Source organism: Pseudomonas sp. LBUM1660 (assembly GCF_059695935.1).
Genome location: NZ_CP166795.1, coordinates 5014780 through 5030576, shown reverse-complemented (window position 1 = coordinate 5030576; position 15797 = coordinate 5014780). Strand labels below are relative to the sequence as shown.

At 57.9% G+C, this 15797-nt stretch carries 15 protein-coding genes; 3 read left to right on the top strand and 12 right to left on the bottom strand.

The genetic code is table 11. The features are described 5' to 3' along the window. Positions 1-73 precede the first annotated feature (73 nt). From ACA068_RS23375 to ACA068_RS23350, 6 genes are all read right to left on the bottom strand, one after another. Positions 74-808 carry an amino acid ABC transporter ATP-binding protein gene (locus ACA068_RS23375; protein WP_219094577.1) on the bottom strand — a complete coding sequence of 245 codons (735 nt, stop codon included), beginning with the start codon at positions 806-808 and terminating at the stop codon, positions 74-76. After that, positions 805-1476: an amino acid ABC transporter permease gene (locus tag ACA068_RS23370; RefSeq protein ID WP_497305110.1), complete on the bottom strand. Its 672-nt coding sequence runs from the start codon at positions 1474-1476 to the stop codon at positions 805-807. Before ACA068_RS23370 ends, ACA068_RS23375 begins: the two co-directional genes overlap by 4 nt. Beyond that, the gene (locus ACA068_RS23365; RefSeq protein WP_497305109.1) at positions 1476-2222 is read right to left on the bottom strand and encodes an amino acid ABC transporter permease; all 747 of its coding nucleotides are present in this window, start codon (positions 2220-2222) and stop codon (positions 1476-1478) included. Before ACA068_RS23365 ends, ACA068_RS23370 begins: the two co-directional genes overlap by 1 nt. Positions 2223-2415: 193 nt before the next feature. Next, positions 2416-3330: a glutamate/aspartate ABC transporter substrate-binding protein gene (locus tag ACA068_RS23360; protein WP_497305107.1), complete on the bottom strand. Its 915-nt coding sequence runs from the start codon at positions 3328-3330 to the stop codon at positions 2416-2418. Positions 3331-3618: 288 nt separating this feature from the next. Beyond that, positions 3619-4029 (bottom strand): DUF4440 domain-containing protein, encoded by a 411-nt coding sequence (locus ACA068_RS23355; RefSeq protein WP_497305105.1) that lies wholly within the window; start codon positions 4027-4029, stop codon positions 3619-3621. Further along, complete coding sequence (locus tag ACA068_RS23350; RefSeq protein ID WP_497305104.1) at positions 4010-5377, bottom strand: MFS transporter; 1368 nt, start codon at positions 5375-5377, stop codon at positions 4010-4012. The genes ACA068_RS23355 and ACA068_RS23350 overlap by 20 nt, the downstream gene beginning before the upstream one ends. A gap of 105 nt (positions 5378-5482) precedes the next feature. On the opposite strand from ACA068_RS23350, the gene ACA068_RS23345 reads away from it, so the two are divergent. Continuing rightward, the gene (locus ACA068_RS23345) at positions 5483-6370 is read left to right on the top strand and encodes a LysR family transcriptional regulator (protein ID WP_497305102.1); all 888 of its coding nucleotides are present in this window, start codon (positions 5483-5485) and stop codon (positions 6368-6370) included. A 76-nt stretch (positions 6371-6446) separates the two neighbouring features. Here ACA068_RS23345 and glpD read toward each other — a convergent pair whose 3' ends face one another. The 4 genes from glpD to ACA068_RS23325 all read right to left on the bottom strand — a co-directional run bounded on the left by glpD (position 6447) and on the right by ACA068_RS23325 (position 11579). After that, entirely contained in the window at positions 6447-7985 is a 1539-nt protein-coding gene (glpD, locus tag ACA068_RS23340) for a glycerol-3-phosphate dehydrogenase (RefSeq protein ID WP_497305101.1), read from the bottom strand. A 311-nt stretch (positions 7986-8296) separates the two neighbouring features. Beyond that, positions 8297-9052, bottom strand: a complete 756-nt coding sequence (locus ACA068_RS23335) for a DeoR/GlpR family transcriptional regulator (protein ID WP_010457697.1) — start codon at positions 9050-9052, stop codon at positions 8297-8299. A 94-nt stretch (positions 9053-9146) separates the two neighbouring features. Then, entirely contained in the window at positions 9147-10652 is a 1506-nt protein-coding gene (gene glpK, locus ACA068_RS23330; RefSeq protein ID WP_497305099.1) for a glycerol kinase GlpK, read from the bottom strand. A gap of 75 nt (positions 10653-10727) precedes the next feature. Continuing rightward, positions 10728-11579, bottom strand: a complete 852-nt coding sequence (locus tag ACA068_RS23325; RefSeq protein WP_497305097.1) for an MIP/aquaporin family protein — start codon at positions 11577-11579, stop codon at positions 10728-10730. Positions 11580-11948: 369 nt separating this feature from the next. Here ACA068_RS23325 and ybaK point away from each other — a divergent pair, with 369 nt between their 5' ends. Both ybaK and ACA068_RS23315 read left to right on the top strand, forming a co-directional pair. Beyond that, positions 11949-12419: a Cys-tRNA(Pro) deacylase gene (ybaK, locus tag ACA068_RS23320; RefSeq protein WP_497305096.1), complete on the top strand. Its 471-nt coding sequence runs from the start codon at positions 11949-11951 to the stop codon at positions 12417-12419. A 15-nt stretch (positions 12420-12434) separates the two neighbouring features. Then, positions 12435-13217 (top strand): PhzF family phenazine biosynthesis protein, encoded by a 783-nt coding sequence (locus ACA068_RS23315; protein ID WP_497305094.1) that lies wholly within the window; start codon positions 12435-12437, stop codon positions 13215-13217. Between the two features lie 197 nt (positions 13218-13414). Here ACA068_RS23315 and ACA068_RS23310 read toward each other — a convergent pair whose 3' ends face one another. Then, a complete protein-coding gene (locus ACA068_RS23310; RefSeq protein ID WP_497305093.1) occupies positions 13415-14524 on the bottom strand; it encodes an ABC transporter ATP-binding protein in 1110 nt (369 codons plus the stop codon). Then, positions 14521-15441 (bottom strand): ornithine carbamoyltransferase, encoded by a 921-nt coding sequence (gene argF, locus ACA068_RS23305; protein ID WP_497305091.1) that lies wholly within the window; start codon positions 15439-15441, stop codon positions 14521-14523. The genes ACA068_RS23310 and argF overlap by 4 nt, the downstream gene beginning before the upstream one ends. Positions 15442-15797: the final 356 nt, after the last annotated feature.

Here is a 15797-nt window from a genome sequence, read left to right as displayed (position 1 = left end):
TGGCAGGTTTTGGGGCCGCTGCGCGGCCCAGCGGGAGCAAGCTCCCTCGCCACAAGGGCAAGCCAGTACCGTCTTAGTGCTGCAGAATCTTGTTAAGGAAGTGCTGTGTACGCTCGGCGCGGTGGGTGATGTCGCCGAAGAAGTCCTCTTTCTTGCAGTCTTCGATGATTTTGCCCTGGTCCATGAAGATCACGCGATCCGCCACTTTGCGGGCGAAGCCCATTTCGTGGGTCACGCACATCATGGTCATGCCTTCGTGGGCAAGTTGCACCATCACGTCGAGCACTTCGTTGACCATTTCAGGGTCCAGCGCCGAGGTCGGTTCGTCGAACAGCATGACGATCGGGTCCATCGCCAGCGCACGGGCAATCGCCACACGCTGTTGCTGGCCACCGGAGAGCTGGCCCGGGTGCTTGTGGGCGTGAGCCGAGAGGCCGACACGTTCAAGCAGTTGCAGGCCTTTCTTGGTGGCTTCTTCCTTGCTGCGGCCCAACACCTTGATCTGCGCGATGGTCAGGTTTTCGGTGATGGTCAGGTGCGGGAACAGTTCGAAATGCTGGAACACCATGCCCACGCGCGAACGCAGTTTCGGCAGGTCGGTCTTCGGGTCAGCGATGGACGTGCCATCGACCACCACGTCGCCTTTCTGGAACGGTTCCAGGGCGTTGACGCATTTGATCAGGGTGGATTTGCCGGAGCCGGACGGCCCGCACACCACGATCACTTCGCCTTTTTTGACCTCGGTGCTGCAGTCAGTCAGCACCTGGAAGTCGCCATACCACTTGTTGACATTCTTGATAGAGATCATACGGCAAACCTTTTTTGCAGACGCTTGACCAGCAGCGAGGCGGCAAAGCTGATTGTGAAGTACGTGAGACCTGCAAAGATCAGGAACTCATTGGAGCGACCGATGATGTCGCCACTGGCACGCGAGGCATTGAGGAAGTCCACCAGGCCGACCGCGTAGACCAGCGAAGTGTCCTGGAACAGGATGATGCTCTGTTGCAGCAGCAGCGGGGTCATCTTGCGGAACGCTTGCGGCAGGATGATCAAACGCATCATCTGGCTATACGTCATGCCCAAAGCCTGGGCAGCACCCATCTGACCCTTGGGAATCGACTGCACGCCGGCCCGGACGATTTCGCAGAAGTACGCCGCTTCGAACATCATGAAGGCCACGATGCAGGAGGCGAACGCGCCGATCGGGGTGTCTTCGCCGGTGATCCAGCGCAGCACGAACGGCACCGCCAGGTAGAACCAGGTGATGACCAGCAGCAATGGAATCGAACGGAAGTAGTTGACGTAGGCGCCGGCGATGTTCGACAGCAGCTTGCTGTGGGACAGGCGCATCAGGGCCAGGATCGTGCCGAGGATGATCCCGCCGACGACGCCCAGCGCCATCAGTTGCAGGGTCATGACCATGCCGTTCCACAGGCCCGGCAGGGACGGGACGATGCCCGAGAAGTCGAATTCCATCATTTACCCCCTACGGAGATCAGGCCCGGTACGGCGACTTTCTTCTCGACCCCACGCATCAGCAGCATCAGGCTCATGTTCAGGGTGAAGTAGATCAGGGTGGCCAGGGTGAACGCTTCGAACAGGTTGGCGGAGAACTCGGCGGTCTGTTTGGTCTGCGCGAGCAACTCCATCAGGCCGATCAGCGATGCCACGGACGAGTTCTTGAACACGTTCAGGAATTCCGAGGTAAGCGGCGGAATGATGATCCGGTAGGCCTGGGGCAACAGCACGTTCCAGTAGATCTGCGGCAGTTTGAAACCCATGGCGCGAGCGGCCGCTTCCTGGCCACGAGGCAGCGCCTGGATGCCGGTACGCACTTGTTCGCACACGCGGGCGGCGGTGAACAGGCCCAGGCAAACGACAACGCTCAGGTACGCCGAGGTGGTCGGGTTCAGATCCTGCTTGTACCAGTCCTGCAGGTTTTGCGGCAGCAGATCGGGCACCAGGAAGTACCAGATGAACAGCTGAACCAGCAGCGGCACATTACGGAAGAGTTCGACGTAGCAGGTCGCGATGCCCGATACGATGCGATTCGGCACGGTGCGCATGACACCCAGAATCGAGCCCAGCATCAGGGCAATGATCCAGGCCACGACGGCGATGGCGATGGTCCAGCCCAAACCGGAGAGGTACCAGTCGAAATAAATTTCGCTGCCCACGCCGGTGGACTTGAAGAACACGCTCCAGTCCCAGTTGTAATTCATTAGGGTCTCCCCTCAGATCGTTCGATGTACAAGTGCCCGCCTGGGGAAGCTCCGTTCCCGCCCTAACCTTGACGGTCAGGCACACACGAGCGGCTCGACAGCCACCGGTTCGAGTGTTTCCAAAAATGCCAGCAGGGAGTGACTATCCCCCGAAAGGGCAGTGGCCCTCTCAGGAGATAAGGTTAGTCAGAAATCAGGATTTCTTGTCGTCAGCCGCTTTATCGGTCGGATTGGCAATCAGGGCCTTGAGCTCGTCGCTCATCGGGAAGTTCAGGTTCAGGCCTTTTGGCGGGATTGGCGCCATGAACCATTTTTCGTAGATCTTGTTGATCTCGCCGGACTTGTAGGTCGCAACGATCGCGTCGTCCACGGCTTTCTTGAACGGTGCGTCGCCCTTGCGGACCATGCAACCGTAGATTTCGTAGGACTGTGCAGTACCGGTCACGGACCAATCGGTTGGCTTCTTGGCCTTGGCCATTTCACCGGCCAGCAAGGCGTCGTCCATCATGAAGGCAACGGCACGGCCCGATTCCAGCATCTGGAAGGACTCACCATGGTCTTTGGCGGAGATGACGTTCATGCCCATTTGCTTGTCGGCGTTCATCGACTTGAGGATGCGCTCGGACGTGGTGCCGGCGGTGGTCACGACGTTCTTGCCTTTGAGGTCGGCAAAGTCTTTGTAAGGCGAATCTTTCTTGGCCAGCAGCTTGGTGCCGATTTCGAAGATGCCGACGGAAAAGTCAACTTGCTGCTGACGTTCGACGTTGTTGGTGGTGGAGCCGCACTCGACGTCCACGGTGCCGTTCTGCACCAGCGGGATACGGGTTTGCGAGGTGACCAGGTTGTATTTGACCTGGAGGTTGGGCATGTCCAGGTCTTTCTTGATGGCTTCGACGATTTTCAGCTGGATATCGTGGGAGTAGCCGACTGGTTTGCCGGAAGCATCAGCGATATAGGAAAACGGGATGGAAGCGTCACGATGCCCGAGGGTGATCACACCGGACTCTTTGATCTTCTTCAGTGTGCCGGTGAGCTCGGCAGCGAAAACTGGAGTGCTAATCAGAGCGGCAGCAATGGCTGCGCCCAGGATATGGGGAACGATGCGCATCAAATTTTCCTCGACATTGTTTTTTTTATGGAGCCAGTTCATCGGCCCTTTTGTGCTTCGAATGCCTGACGGCTCCTGAAGGGGGCGTAAGGGCATTCGTCCAAGAGTGTAGAGCATGACTCGTGCCAGGCCAGGCTGGCAAGGTCAAGTTATTGATTTATAAGGGTATTAAATATTTATAGCGTTCTTTTTTTGCGAAGGATAATCCGGTTAACCGAATCGACCGACAGGTCGCGTTCGGAAAACCGAATAGTGTTTGGGGGGGGCTGCCAGCTGTTCATACGAGAATCAGCTTTCCTGGCTTGACTGCGTTTCATGCAGGTAGATCCATTGGGCGTTGTGGTGATGCAAACCAATGATCGCCACCGAAACCCGTGAGCTCTCGCTTTGGTCGAGGCGATGGGTTTCCGTGTAGCGGATCGCCACGCTGTGGCCTTCCTGCCAGACCGTCTGCAGGTCGCTGATGACGATCTCCAGGCCGGGCTTGGCGCCGACTGCACCCTTGAACATCTGTTCGACCATCGCCCTGCTGACAATGGCGGCCGAGGTGGTGACCATCGTGAAGTGCTCGGCGAATGCCGACATCAGCGGCTCGAGCGCGGCCTGCCCCTGTTCGTTTGCGTCGGTGAACAGGGTGTGGATCAACTCGTGCACGTGATGAATGCTGTGGTGCGCCTGTTCAACTATTTTGTTGTGCATGACAGTCCTTTTGAGTGTTCAACTGACTCAGTTGAAAGAGAGGAAACAGGCCCACCAGCGCGGCGATGGCGAAGGTCACGTGATAGGCCTGGGTGGTATCGAAATGCTTCAAGAGCAGGTTGAAAACCATCAGGAAGAGGGCGGCGCCGATGCTGAATGACATCTGTCGGTTGATGTTCCAGATGACACTGGCCTTGTGGGTGTCATTGCCCTCGAAGTCCATCAGCGACGTGGTTTGTGCGGTGTTGGCACCGATGCCACCGCCAATCCCCATCAAGCTGTAGGCGATGACGATCACCCAGAGGTCCGAGGGATCGTTGACCATTAACAGGGTGGCGATGCCGGCGCTGTGCAAGAGCATGCCGAGGGCAAACAGCCGCTTGGCGCCCATCCGGTTGTAGACCCGGCCACAGATCAGCATCGCGATGAATGCGCCGATGGCGTAGAGGATCATGAACATCCCTGTCAGTCGGGCGCTGAAGTGCAAGGTGTTTTGCAGGAAGAAGATGCTCATCAGGTTGACCCCCGTGAACACACCGGGAATCGCGTAATAGATAAAGATAGAGGTGCTGAGCTTTTTGCTTTTGAGCAGGCTCAGTTCAATGATCGGGTTTTTGCAGCTGCGGTAGTGCAGCCCGTACAGCACGACAAACGTAACGCCGGCCATGACGAAGAGGGTGGCCACCCAGGCCGGAGCGTCGCCGCCATACAGCGACATGCCCATCAGCAGGCTGCCGAGTGCGGCGCTGACCAGCAGTAAGCCCTTGATGTCGGGACGGGGCAAACTTATGGGCCGCGCTTCGTTAATCCAGCACCAGGACAGCAATGCCGCGATCAGCGAGAACGGGATGTTGCTGTAGAACACCCAGCGCCAGGAACTGCTGTCGACGATGATGCCGCCGATGGTCGGTGAAATGGCGGGCGCTATCAGGGCAACAGCCATGACCAGCGTGGATATTTTCGCCCGCTGCTCACCGTTGAACAGGTTGAATGTCAGCGCCTGGCCGACCGGAATCAACAGGCCGCCGCCAATCCCCTGGACGAAGCGCCAGATCACCAGCTCGTTGAAACTGTCGGCTAGCCCGCACATCCACACCGAGGCTGTGAACACGATCATCGAGGCGGTGAGGATTTCCCGACTGCCAAAACGACCGGCCAGCCAGGTGCTGACCGGAATGATCAGTGTCAGCCCCAGAATATAAGCGTTAGCCACCCAGGCAACGTCTGAAGTACTAACATGCAGCGCCGCCGATATACTCGGTAGTGCGACCGCCGACATAAAGATGTTAATGCAGTCTATAAAAAAGCCGATCAGAAATATCAGTGCAACTTTGTAGCGATAGGTCATGTTATTTCCCCTTTGCCGCAAAGCATAGGGGCGTTGGACTTGAACTGTCGATACGACTATCCTTGAAACAATGTTTGACGGGATTTAACAGTGAGTTCTATTGCTATGCACACTCATCTTAATCGGGTTCAGACATTCCTGGCGGTGGTCGATTTTGGTTCTTACACCAAGGCCGCCAATTACCTGAGCATCAGCAAGGCCATGGCCAGCCTGCATGTCAAGGCGCTGGAGGACGTGCTGTCCGCGACGTTGTTGATTCGAAATACCCGAAATATCTCCCTCACTGAAATAGGTCTGGATTTTTATGAAGAGTTCAAAGGTATTGTCGCGGACATCGATAATGCTTTTGATAATGTATTAAAAGGTCATGATCGCGTTACCGGAAAGTTGCGTTTCAGTTCCACCAGTGAATACGGCGAGGCTTATATTCTTCCGTTGATACCGCAATTTATAGAGCGCTATCCGGAAATAAAGCTCTGCTATAACTTCAACTCTTCACTCAATGACCTGGTGGCGGAAAAGTTAGACCTGGTTATTCGTCTGGGCAGCTTGGCGGACTCGGCTTTCAAGAGCCGTAAACTGGCGGATTATGAAATTGTCCTGGTGGCTACGCAGACGTTTTTTGCACGTCACCCGGTGCAAACGCCTCAGGACCTGAACTCGGTCCCGTGGATCGCCAACAGCAACCTGCAGGCACCGACCCAGTGGACGTTGCGTCATCCGCACCTGGGGACTGTCGAGATCAACGGGATCAATCAGTTTGAATCCAACTCTTCCACGGCCATTCGCTCCATGACGTTGTCGTCGCTGGGCGTCTCGGTGCTGCCCGCCTGGGTGGTCAAGGACGACATTGCCAACGAGCGGTTGATTCGTCTGTTTCCCGACTATTCTCTGCCCTCGCAGTCCGTCAACGTGGTGTTTCCCAACAGCCCGCATTTGCCCCACAAATCGAGGGCATTCATTGATTTCCTGTTGCTGCATCTGGCGCAATGAACACCTGCAAAAAAGCCCCTGAATCGTCGAATTCAGGGGCTTTCGTTCAAGCGGCTTTCGTTTAGACGGATTGCGATCAGGCCGCTTCGATCTTGCTGCGGCTCTGCTCGACCTTGCTCAAGTAATCCACCAGTTTCTGCTGTTCGGCAGGCGTGGTGAACAAGCCCAGCTTGCTGCGACGCCACAGAATGTCGTGCGCGGTTGTCGCCCACTCATCGCTGCACAGATAGTCGACTTCGCGGGTGTAGAGACCGCCGCCGATGTGTTCGCCCAGGTCGCTGAGGTTCTGCACGCCTTCCATCATGCGCCAGGTGCGGCTGCCATAAGTGGTCGCCCAGCGGCGTGAGATCTCAGTCGGGACCCAGTCGAACTTGTCGCGAATCAGCGAGCTCAGCGCCTGCGGGGTGGTCATGTCTTCGCCGCCCGGCAGGGTGGCGCTGGCGGTCCAGCTTGGCTTGATGTGCGCAAAGTACGGCGCCAGTTGTGCCAGCGCCGACTCGGCCAGTTTGCGGTAGGTGGTCAGCTTGCCGCCGAACACCGACAGCAACGGCGCTTCTTCACCAGTGCCCGAGAGCGCCAGGGTGTAATCGCGGGTGACGGCCGACGGGTTGTCGGATTCGTCGTTGCACAGCGGACGAACACCGGAATAGCTGTGCAGGATATCGTCTCGGCTGATCTGCTTCTTGAAGTGGGCGTTGACCACTTTCAGCAGGTAATCGGTTTCGCCTTCGGTGATCGCCACTTTGGCCGGATCGCCGGTGTACTCACGGTCGGTGGTGCCGATCAGGGTGAAGTGGTTCAGGTACGGAATGGTGAAGACGATGCGCTGATCTTCGTTTTGCAGAATGTGCGCGTGTTCGCCTTCATACAGTTTCGGCACGATCAGGTGGCTGCCCTGAATCAGGCGGATGCCGTAGGGCGATTCCATCTTCAGGTCATCACGAATGAACTTGGCGACCCATGGGCCGGCGGCATTCACCAGGGCCTTGGCGCGGATCGAAAACAGACTGCCATCGGCGCGTTCCAGGTGCAGATGCCACAAGCCTTTGGTGCGACGGGCGCTGACACAACGGGTCTGGGTGTGAACGTGGGCGCCTTTCTCGCGGGCAGCCATGGCGTTCAGCACCACTAGACGCGCATCGTCGACCCAGCAATCGGAGTATTCGAAGCCTTTGGTGATTTCGCTTTTCAGCGGGCTGTCTGGACCGAACTTCAGGCTTTTCGAGCCTTCGAGTTTTTCCCGCTTGCCAAGGTGGTCATACAGAAACAGGCCGGCGCGGATCATCCAGGCTGGACGCAGGTGCGGACGGTGCGGCAACACGAAGCGCATTTGCTTGACGATGTGCGGCGCCTTGGCCAACAACACTTCGCGCTCGGCCAGGGCTTCTCGCACCAGGCGGAACTCGTAATGTTCGAGGTAGCGCAGACCACCGTGGATCAGCTTGCTGCTGGCCGACGAGGTATGGCTGGCCAAGTCGTCTTTTTCACAAAGGAACACCGAAAGGCCGCGACCGGCGGCATCCGCTGCGATCCCCACGCCATTGATCCCACCACCGATGACGGCGATGTCGTAGATCTCAGCGAGAGGGGGCGTAGGCAAGGTAGAAGTGGGCATCGGCTGGCCTCGGGCTCTTTTGATTTTCTGTATTGGAATTCGAACATTAATGTTCATTTGCGAAAATGGTAGCCCATAAAGCCGTCCACAGCCAGTCAACTTCGATTGAAAATACTGATCGAAGGGCTGGGAAAGGAAAATTTACGAACATTTAAGTGCGCGATCAGGCGCGAAAGGTGTGCCGAATGGGCGACCGTATTCGCGAGCAAGTCGAATCGTCGCACCGCCGCTCCCGCAGGGTATGCACATAACCTGTGGGAGCGAGGCTTGCCCGCGAAGGCGCCAGAACAGGCACCCAATATGTGGGGGGGTTAAACGACTTCCAGCCGAATCTTGTGCTGACTCAACAACTGCGCCAGCGCTGGCGAAGGCTGCTGATCGGTCACCAGGCAATCAATCAGACTGATCGGACCCAGGCGAATCATGGCGTTGCGCCCGAACTTGCTGGAGTCAGCCGCCAGAATCACTTTCCGGGCATTGGCAATGATCGCCTGTGACACCCGCACTTCCTGATAGTCGAAGTCCAGCAGGCTGCCGTCTTCATCGATACCGCTGATGCCGACCAAGGCAAAGTCGACCTTGAACTGGTTGATGAAGTCGACACTCGCCTGACCGACCACGCCGCCATCGCGCCGCACATTGCCACCGGTCAGCAGAACGTCGAAGTCGTCCTTGGCGCTGAGCATCGAGGCCACGTGCAGGTTGTTGGTGATGATTTTCAGGTGGTTGTGGTTGAGCAACGCCCGGGCAATCGATTCGGTGGTGGTGCCGATATTGATGAACAGCGAGGCGTGATCAGGGATCTGAGCCGCAATGGCTTCGCCGATACGCTGCTTCTCATCGCGCATCTGGTCGGCGCGCATGGCGTAGGCGGTGTTTTCGACACTGGAATCGTAGGCGGCGCCGCCGTGGTAGCGACGCAACAAATTGGCTTCCGCGAGCTGATTGATATCGCGGCGGATGGTCTGCGGTGTAACGACGAACAGCGTAGCCATTTCCTCGATGCTGACATAGCCGCGTTCGCGGACAAGTTCGAGGATTTGCTGCTGACGGGGAGGCAGATTCATGGGGCTTCCTTTGGCTGCCGTGCAAAATTTGCCCATGATGCCGCAGGAATCTGCTCCCTACCAGTTACATACCGATACGAGTACTCAGGTTGGCTTATTCAGCGCCTTCATGTGGTTCCCAGTCGCGGGTGCGGCTGACGGCTTTTTTCCAGCCGGCGTAGAGTTTTTCCTTGGCGGTTTCGTCCAGGGTCGGTTCGAATTCGCGCTCGATTACGGCCTTGCCGCGCAACTCGTCCAGGCTGCCCCAGAAACCACACGCCAGGCCGGCCAGGTAAGCGGCGCCCAGTGCGGTGGTCTCGCGCATTTGCGGACGCTCGACCTGAGTGCCGAGGATGTCGGCCTGGAACTGCATCAGGAAGTTGTTCGCGACCGCGCCGCCGTCCACGCGCAGGGATTTCAAACGTTCGCCGGAATCCTGTTGCATGGCGTCCAGAACGTCGCGGGTCTGGTAGGCAATCGACTCCAGGGCTGCACGAATAATGTGATCCACGCGCACGCCGCGGGTCAGGCCGAAGAGGGCGCCACGGGCATACGGGTCCCAGTAGGGAGCGCCGAGACCGGTGAAGGCTGGCACCAGGTACACGCCGTTGCTGTCCTTGACCTTGTTGGCGAAGTATTCGGTGTCGTGGGCGTCGTTGATGATCTTCAGTTCGTCACGTAGCCATTGAACGGTGGAACCACCGTTGAACACTGCGCCTTCGAGCGCGTAAGCCACTTCGCCGCGCGGGCCGCAAGCGATGGTGGTGAGCATGCCGTGCTTAGACTTCACGGCTTTGTCGCCCGTGTTCATCAGCAGGAAACAACCGGTGCCGTAGGTGTTTTTCGCCTGGCCTGGCTCGACGCACATCTGGCCGAAGAGGGCTGCTTGCTGGTCGCCGGCGATACCGCCGATAGCGATGCCGCTTTTGGTGTGGCCATAGATTTCCGACGAGGACTTAACTTCCGGCAGCATCTCGCGCGGAATATCCAGCACCTCCAGCATCTTCGCGTCCCACTCCAGGGTGTGGATGTTGAAGAGCATGGTGCGCGAGGCGTTGGTGTAGTCGGTCACATGGACTTTGCCGCCGGTGAATTTCCAGATCAGCCAGCTGTCGACCGTGCCGAACAGCAACTCGCCGTTGCGCGCACGCTCGCGGCTGCCTTCGACGTTGTCGAGGATCCACTTGAGTTTGGTGCCGGAGAAATACGGGTCGGTGACCAGGCCGGTGGTCTCGCTGATGTATTGCTCATGGCCATCGCGCTTGAGCTGCTGGCAGATCTCGGTGCTGCGGCGGCACTGCCAGACGATCGCGTTGTAGATCGGGCGGCCGGTGGTCTTGTCCCAGACCACGGTGGTTTCGCGCTGGTTGGTGATGCCGATGGCTGCGACCTGGTCGTGATGCAGACCGGCTTGAGCCAGGGCCTCGACCATCACGGCACTTTGGGTGGCGAAGATTTCCATCGGGTCGTGTTCAACCCAACCGGCTTGCGGGTAATGCTGGACGAATTCGCGCTGGGCGGTGCAGACCACGTTCGCATCGCGGTCGAAAATGATCGCGCGGGAGCTGGTCGTACCCTGATCGAGGGCAATGATGTAGTTCTTATTCTGAATGTCGGTCATGTCGATTGCCTTGGACGAAAAAAGGGAGAGAGGTCCGGCGCGCGATCTTATGGGCAGGATCACGCGCCTACGGTATCAAGAAGTTCTTGGTTTGCCGTCAATGGCCGGTGTTGCGTCCTTTGTAGCAGGTATGGCGCTGGGCAGATGACGGGCAATGAGCCCGCGATACGCGGCAGCGCCGAGGCAGGCACCGACAATCGGTGCAAAAATCGGAATCAGGAAATACGGGATATCGCGGCCGCCGGTGAAGGAAATTTCACCCCACCCAGTGAAGAAAGTCATCAGCTTCGGACCGAAATCACGTGCCGGGTTCATCGCGAAACCGGTCAGCGGGCCCATCGAGCTGCCAATCACGGCGATCAGCAGGCCTATCAGCAGCGGTGCCAGAGGCCCTTTCGGCAGACCATTGTTGTCATCGGTCAGGGACATGATCACGCCCATCAGGATGGCGGTGATGATCACTTCAACCAGGAAAGCCTGGGCGGTGGACAGGGCCGGATTGGGGAAGGTGGAGAACACCGACGCCAATTCGAGGCTGGCCTGAGTGCCACGAACCATATGGTGAGTTTGTTCGAAATCGAAGAATAGATTGCTGTACAGCGTGTAGACCAAAAACGCGCCACAGAAAGCGCCGGCCACTTGAGAGAAGATATAGAGCGGCAGTTTGCGCTTTTCGAAGTCAGCGAAAATGCTCAGTGCGATGCTCACGGCAGGATTGAGATGAGCACCGGAAACGCCGGCGGTCAGGTAGATCGCCATGCTCACGCCGATACCCCAGATGATGCTGATTTCCCAAAGGCCAAAGCTGGCACCCGCGACCTTGAGCGCGGCAACACAACCGGTGCCGAAAAAGATAAGCAGTGCAGTGCCCAGAAACTCGGCCATGCATTGGCTTGAGAGCGACGGTTGTTGTAAAGCAGTTGTCATTGAAAACCTCGTTTTTGTTGTTGTCCGGCGCTTCTTTCGTCATGGCCAAAGCGCGTTTTCCACCGAGGCAGAATCCCCATCCTGTTCTCGGTCTGCTGCTGGGTGCTGCGATGACACATTCGTACAGTATTCAGATTCGAAAAAATATAGACAAGAAACGCTGCTGTCAAAGGTCGAAAGTGAACTGTCAGTCACAATTCAACTATTAGTCACGTGAATGATCGTATCGTTCACGCGGCGGGTCGATCACGGACGAGTGGCAGGCGACGCTGCCAAACCGTGAAACAGTGGCGCAATAGAGCCTTTTGCCGATCAATGTCCTAGAATCCAGCGCAGAATTTTTCTACTGCCGCCCAGTCTGGAGCTGCCATGACCCCCGCATTGGATTTGTTGAAAAAAGTTCGAGCCGAACATCGCGTGCACAGTTATGAACATGATCCTAAGGCCGCTTCCTATGGGCTGGAGGCTGCGGAGAAACTGGGGCTGAACCCGACGCAAGTGTTCAAGACGCTGCTGGCGGCCAGTGAGAAAGGTGAGTTGCTGGTGGCGGTGGTGCCGGTCGTCGGAAGTCTGGACTTGAAGCACCTGGCTCACGCGGCGGGCGTGAAAAAAGTCGAAATGGCCGATCCTGCCGCTGCGCAACGTGCGACGGGTTATCTGTTGGGCGGGATCAGTCCGTTGGGGCAGAAGAAGCGCTTGCGCACGTTTATCGATAACTCTGCTCAGCCCTTTTCGACCATTTTCGTCAGCGCCGGTCGGCGCGGTCTGGAAGTTGAATTGGCGCCGGCGGTGCTGGCCGAGCACACTCAGGCAACGTTCGCCGATATTGGCCGCGCCTGAATCAGGGAGAAGGTTATGCAGCTTGAGTTCCATCAAGTCGATGCGTTCAGTGATCGACCGTTCAGTGGTAACCCGGCGATGGTGTATCGGCTTGAGGCCTGGCTCGCCGATGAGTTGATGCAGAAGATTGCCGCCGAGCACAATCTGGCCGAGACCGCCTTCTTGGTGCGCGAAGGGCAGGGCTGGCACATTCGCTGGTTTACCCCGACGACTGAAGTGCCGTTGTGCGGTCATGCGACCCTGGCCAGCGCGTATGTATTGTTTGAAATCTATAAGGAGCCGGTGGAGCGCCTGGAGTTCATCTGCAAGTCCGGCCCATTGAGTGTGAGCCGTGAGGGTGGGCGCCTGTGGCTGGATTTCCCGGCCATCGTGCCGTCTGAAGTGGGTGTGACACTGGATGTCGAGCGCGCCTTGGGCGTCGAAGTGGTCGATGTGCTGGGTTCAAATGAATTGTTTGTCGTGCTGGAGTCCGAGCAGGCTGTGCTCGATTGTCAGCCAGACATGATCGCCCTGGCCAAACTGCCGTGGCCGGGCGCAATCGTCACCGCCAAGGGAGGCAAGCATGATTTTGTGTCGCGGTACTTCGCTCCGGCGATCGGTATTCATGAGGACCCGGTGACCGGTTCGACCCATTGCAGTTTGATTCCGTATTGGTCGAGGCGATTGGGCAAGTCAAGCCTCACGGCGTTTCAGTGCTCGAAGCGAGGCGGGGAGTTGTTTTGCCGGCTGGAAGGGGATCGGGTGAAGATTGGCGGGAATGCGACGCTGGTTGCGAGTGGAGCGCTAATGCTCGGATGATTTTCTGATTTTCTGATTTTCTGATTTTCTGATTTTCTGATTTTCTGATTTTCTGATTTTCTGATTTTCTGATTTTCTGATTTTCGATCGATTTCTGTAGGAGCGAGGCTTGCCCGCGAAGGCGTCGTGTCAGTCGACACCTTTTTTGGCAGGCCTGACGCCTTCGCGGGCAAGCCTCGCTCCTACAGATTTTTTAGTCAGCTGGCGGTGCTGTAGCGGCGGACACCGGACTCTACCGCCGGAATCTGCGCCGCCGTGCTGCCCGATGCCTGGAACAACACCAGGTGTTCGGCCGCGACTCGAATACCCACCTCGGCGCCGACTTGATGATCGGCATGGCTCGGGAAAATCGACTCCAGCTGCGCCCCGGTCGGCAATTGCAAACGGTACAACGTCGAGGCTCCCTGGAAGGACTTGCCGACAATCCGCGCCTTCAAACTGCTGTCGGGTGCATAAACGATATCGTCCGGTCGCAGCAACACGTCCACCGCACCGCCCACGGGCCAGGTGTAGGCACGATTACCGCGCAACTCACCTAATTCGGTCTGCACCGACTCGGGGCTGCTCAGCTGGCCGCGGATGAAATAACCCTGGCCAATGAAGCTGGCCACAAACGGCGTCAGTGGTTCGTGGTACAGGTTGTAGGGCGTGTCCCATTGTTCCAGCCGACCTTCCTTGAACACCCCGACGTGATCGCTCACCGCGAACGCTTCTTCCTGGTCGTGGGTCACCAGAATTGCGCTGGTGCCACGGGCTTTGAGGATGTCGCGCACCTCATGGCTGAGCTTGCGTCGCAGTTCGCCATCGAGGTTGGAGAACGGTTCGTCGAGCAACAGCAATTGCGGTTCCGGTGCCAGTGCGCGGGCCAGTGCGACACGCTGCTGCTGGCCGCCGGACAACTCGTGCGGGAAGCGCTTGCCGAGGTTTTTCAGGTTGACCAGTTCCAGCAGTTCTTCGGTGACGCGATCCTTTTGCGGGTGCTTGCGGATCCCGAAGGCGATGTTCTCGGCCACGCTCAAATGCGGAAACAGCGCGTAGTCCTGGAACACCATGCCGATCCGGCGTTTTTCCGGGGCGAGGGTGAAGCCGGGGCGTGAGAGGGTCTCGCCCGCCAGGGTGATTTCACCTTCGTGCACCGGTTCGAAACCGGCAATCGCCCGTAGCGTGGTGGTCTTGCCGCAGCCCGAGGAGCCCAGCAGGCAACCGATGTCACCGGCATTCAAATGCAGGTTGAGGTTCTGCACGACTCGCTGGTCCTGATAGCCGCAGGCGAGGTTGCGCAGGTTGAGCAGTAATGGATGGCTCATGCGTGGTGATACGAAGGCGGGACGAGAAACTCGAGCAGGGCCTTTTGTGCGTGAAGACGGTTTTCCGCTTGATCCCACGCGACGGAGCGCTTGTCATCGAGTACGTCGAGGCTGATTTCCTCGCCACGGTGGGCCGGCAGGCAGTGCATGAACAGCACATCCTCGGCAGCCAGGTCGAGCAGGGCGCGGGTCACCTGGAACGGCGCGAACAGCTTCAGGCGCTTGGCGGTTTCTTCTTCCTGGCCCATGGAGGTCCAGACGTCGGTGCTCACCAGGTGGGCGCCGCGCACGGCGTCCTTCGGATCGCGGACGATGGTGACCCGATCGCCGGCCTTTGCCACAAACTCGGGGCTGGGCTCAAAACCTTCAGGGCAAGCAATGCGCAACTGGAAGTCGAACTGGATCGCCGCTTCTATATAGCTGTTGCACATGTTGTTACCGTCGCCGATCCAGGCCACGGTCTTGCCCTGGATCGAGCCGCGATGTTCGAGGAACGTCTGCATGTCGGCCAGCAACTGGCACGGATGCAGGTCATCGGACAGGCCGTTGATCACTGGAACGCGGGAATTGGCGGCGAATTCGGTCAGGGTGCTGTGGGCAAAGGTGCGGATCATCACGGCGTCGAGCATGCTCGACATCACGATGGCGCAGTCGCCGATCGGCTCGCCACGGCCCAGTTGCGTGTCGCGTGGTGACAGGAAGATGGCCTGGCCACCGAGCTGGATCATGCCGGCTTCGAACGAAATACGGGTGCGGGTCGAGGACTTCTCGAAAATCATCCCGAGTACGCGGTTTTTCAGAGGCTCGAACAGTACGCCGCGGTTACGCAGGTCCTTGAGCTCAACGCCTCGACGGATCACGCTGACCAGCTCTTCGGGCGTGCAATCCATCAGGGAGAGAAAGTGCCTTGCGCTCATCATTGACTACCTTTTTGCAACAGACCGCAGATACTCAAAGCCTTGTTTAACTGAAAAACGGGCGAGACCTGCGGCGTAAGCCGCACGGGGCGACGAAATAGGGGGAGGCGCGATATTGACATTAAATGTCGCGTTTTTCCAATAGGAGGCTTTTTTTACGGCGTCCAACATGTTTCAAGCTTTACAACGCGATCCGCGCTGCGAGGTGGAGAGCAGCATTTGTACACGTTGCCGAAGCTCGATTGCAATAAATGCCGTGTCTGGCTCGATATCCGGCGAAGGATGAAAGACCGCCGGACATCGGTCTCCGGGCCCCGTTACAAACTCGCGGAGTTGTTTGCTGTTACGTTTTCGGG

Excerpts from the sequence above, each read along its gene's own strand:
- ACA068_RS23375 (WP_219094577.1), bottom strand. The coding sequence starts at position 808 with ATGATCTCTATCAAGAATGTCAACAAGTGGTATGGCGACTTCCAGGTG.
- ACA068_RS23370 (WP_497305110.1), bottom strand. The coding sequence starts at position 1,476 with ATGGAATTCGACTTCTCGGGCATCGTCCCGTCCCTGCCGGGCCTGTGG.
- ACA068_RS23365 (WP_497305109.1), bottom strand. The coding sequence starts at position 2,222 with ATGAATTACAACTGGGACTGGAGCGTGTTCTTCAAGTCCACCGGCGTG.
- ACA068_RS23360 (WP_497305107.1), bottom strand. The coding sequence starts at position 3,330 with ATGCGCATCGTTCCCCATATCCTGGGCGCAGCCATTGCTGCCGCTCTG.
- ACA068_RS23355 (WP_497305105.1), bottom strand. The coding sequence starts at position 4,029 with ATGCACAACAAAATAGTTGAACAGGCGCACCACAGCATTCATCACGTG.
- ACA068_RS23350 (WP_497305104.1), bottom strand. The coding sequence starts at position 5,377 with ATGACCTATCGCTACAAAGTTGCACTGATATTTCTGATCGGCTTTTTT.
- ACA068_RS23345 (WP_497305102.1), top strand. The coding sequence starts at position 5,483 with ATGCACACTCATCTTAATCGGGTTCAGACATTCCTGGCGGTGGTCGAT.
- glpD (WP_497305101.1), bottom strand. The coding sequence starts at position 7,985 with ATGCCCACTTCTACCTTGCCTACGCCCCCTCTCGCTGAGATCTACGAC.
- ACA068_RS23335 (WP_010457697.1), bottom strand. The coding sequence starts at position 9,052 with ATGAATCTGCCTCCCCGTCAGCAGCAAATCCTCGAACTTGTCCGCGAA.
- glpK (WP_497305099.1), bottom strand. The coding sequence starts at position 10,652 with ATGACCGACATTCAGAATAAGAACTACATCATTGCCCTCGATCAGGGT.
- ACA068_RS23325 (WP_497305097.1), bottom strand. The coding sequence starts at position 11,579 with ATGACAACTGCTTTACAACAACCGTCGCTCTCAAGCCAATGCATGGCC.
- ybaK (WP_497305096.1), top strand. The coding sequence starts at position 11,949 with ATGACCCCCGCATTGGATTTGTTGAAAAAAGTTCGAGCCGAACATCGC.
- ACA068_RS23315 (WP_497305094.1), top strand. The coding sequence starts at position 12,435 with ATGCAGCTTGAGTTCCATCAAGTCGATGCGTTCAGTGATCGACCGTTC.
- ACA068_RS23310 (WP_497305093.1), bottom strand. The coding sequence starts at position 14,524 with ATGAGCCATCCATTACTGCTCAACCTGCGCAACCTCGCCTGCGGCTAT.
- argF (WP_497305091.1), bottom strand. The coding sequence starts at position 15,441 with ATGAGCGCAAGGCACTTTCTCTCCCTGATGGATTGCACGCCCGAAGAG.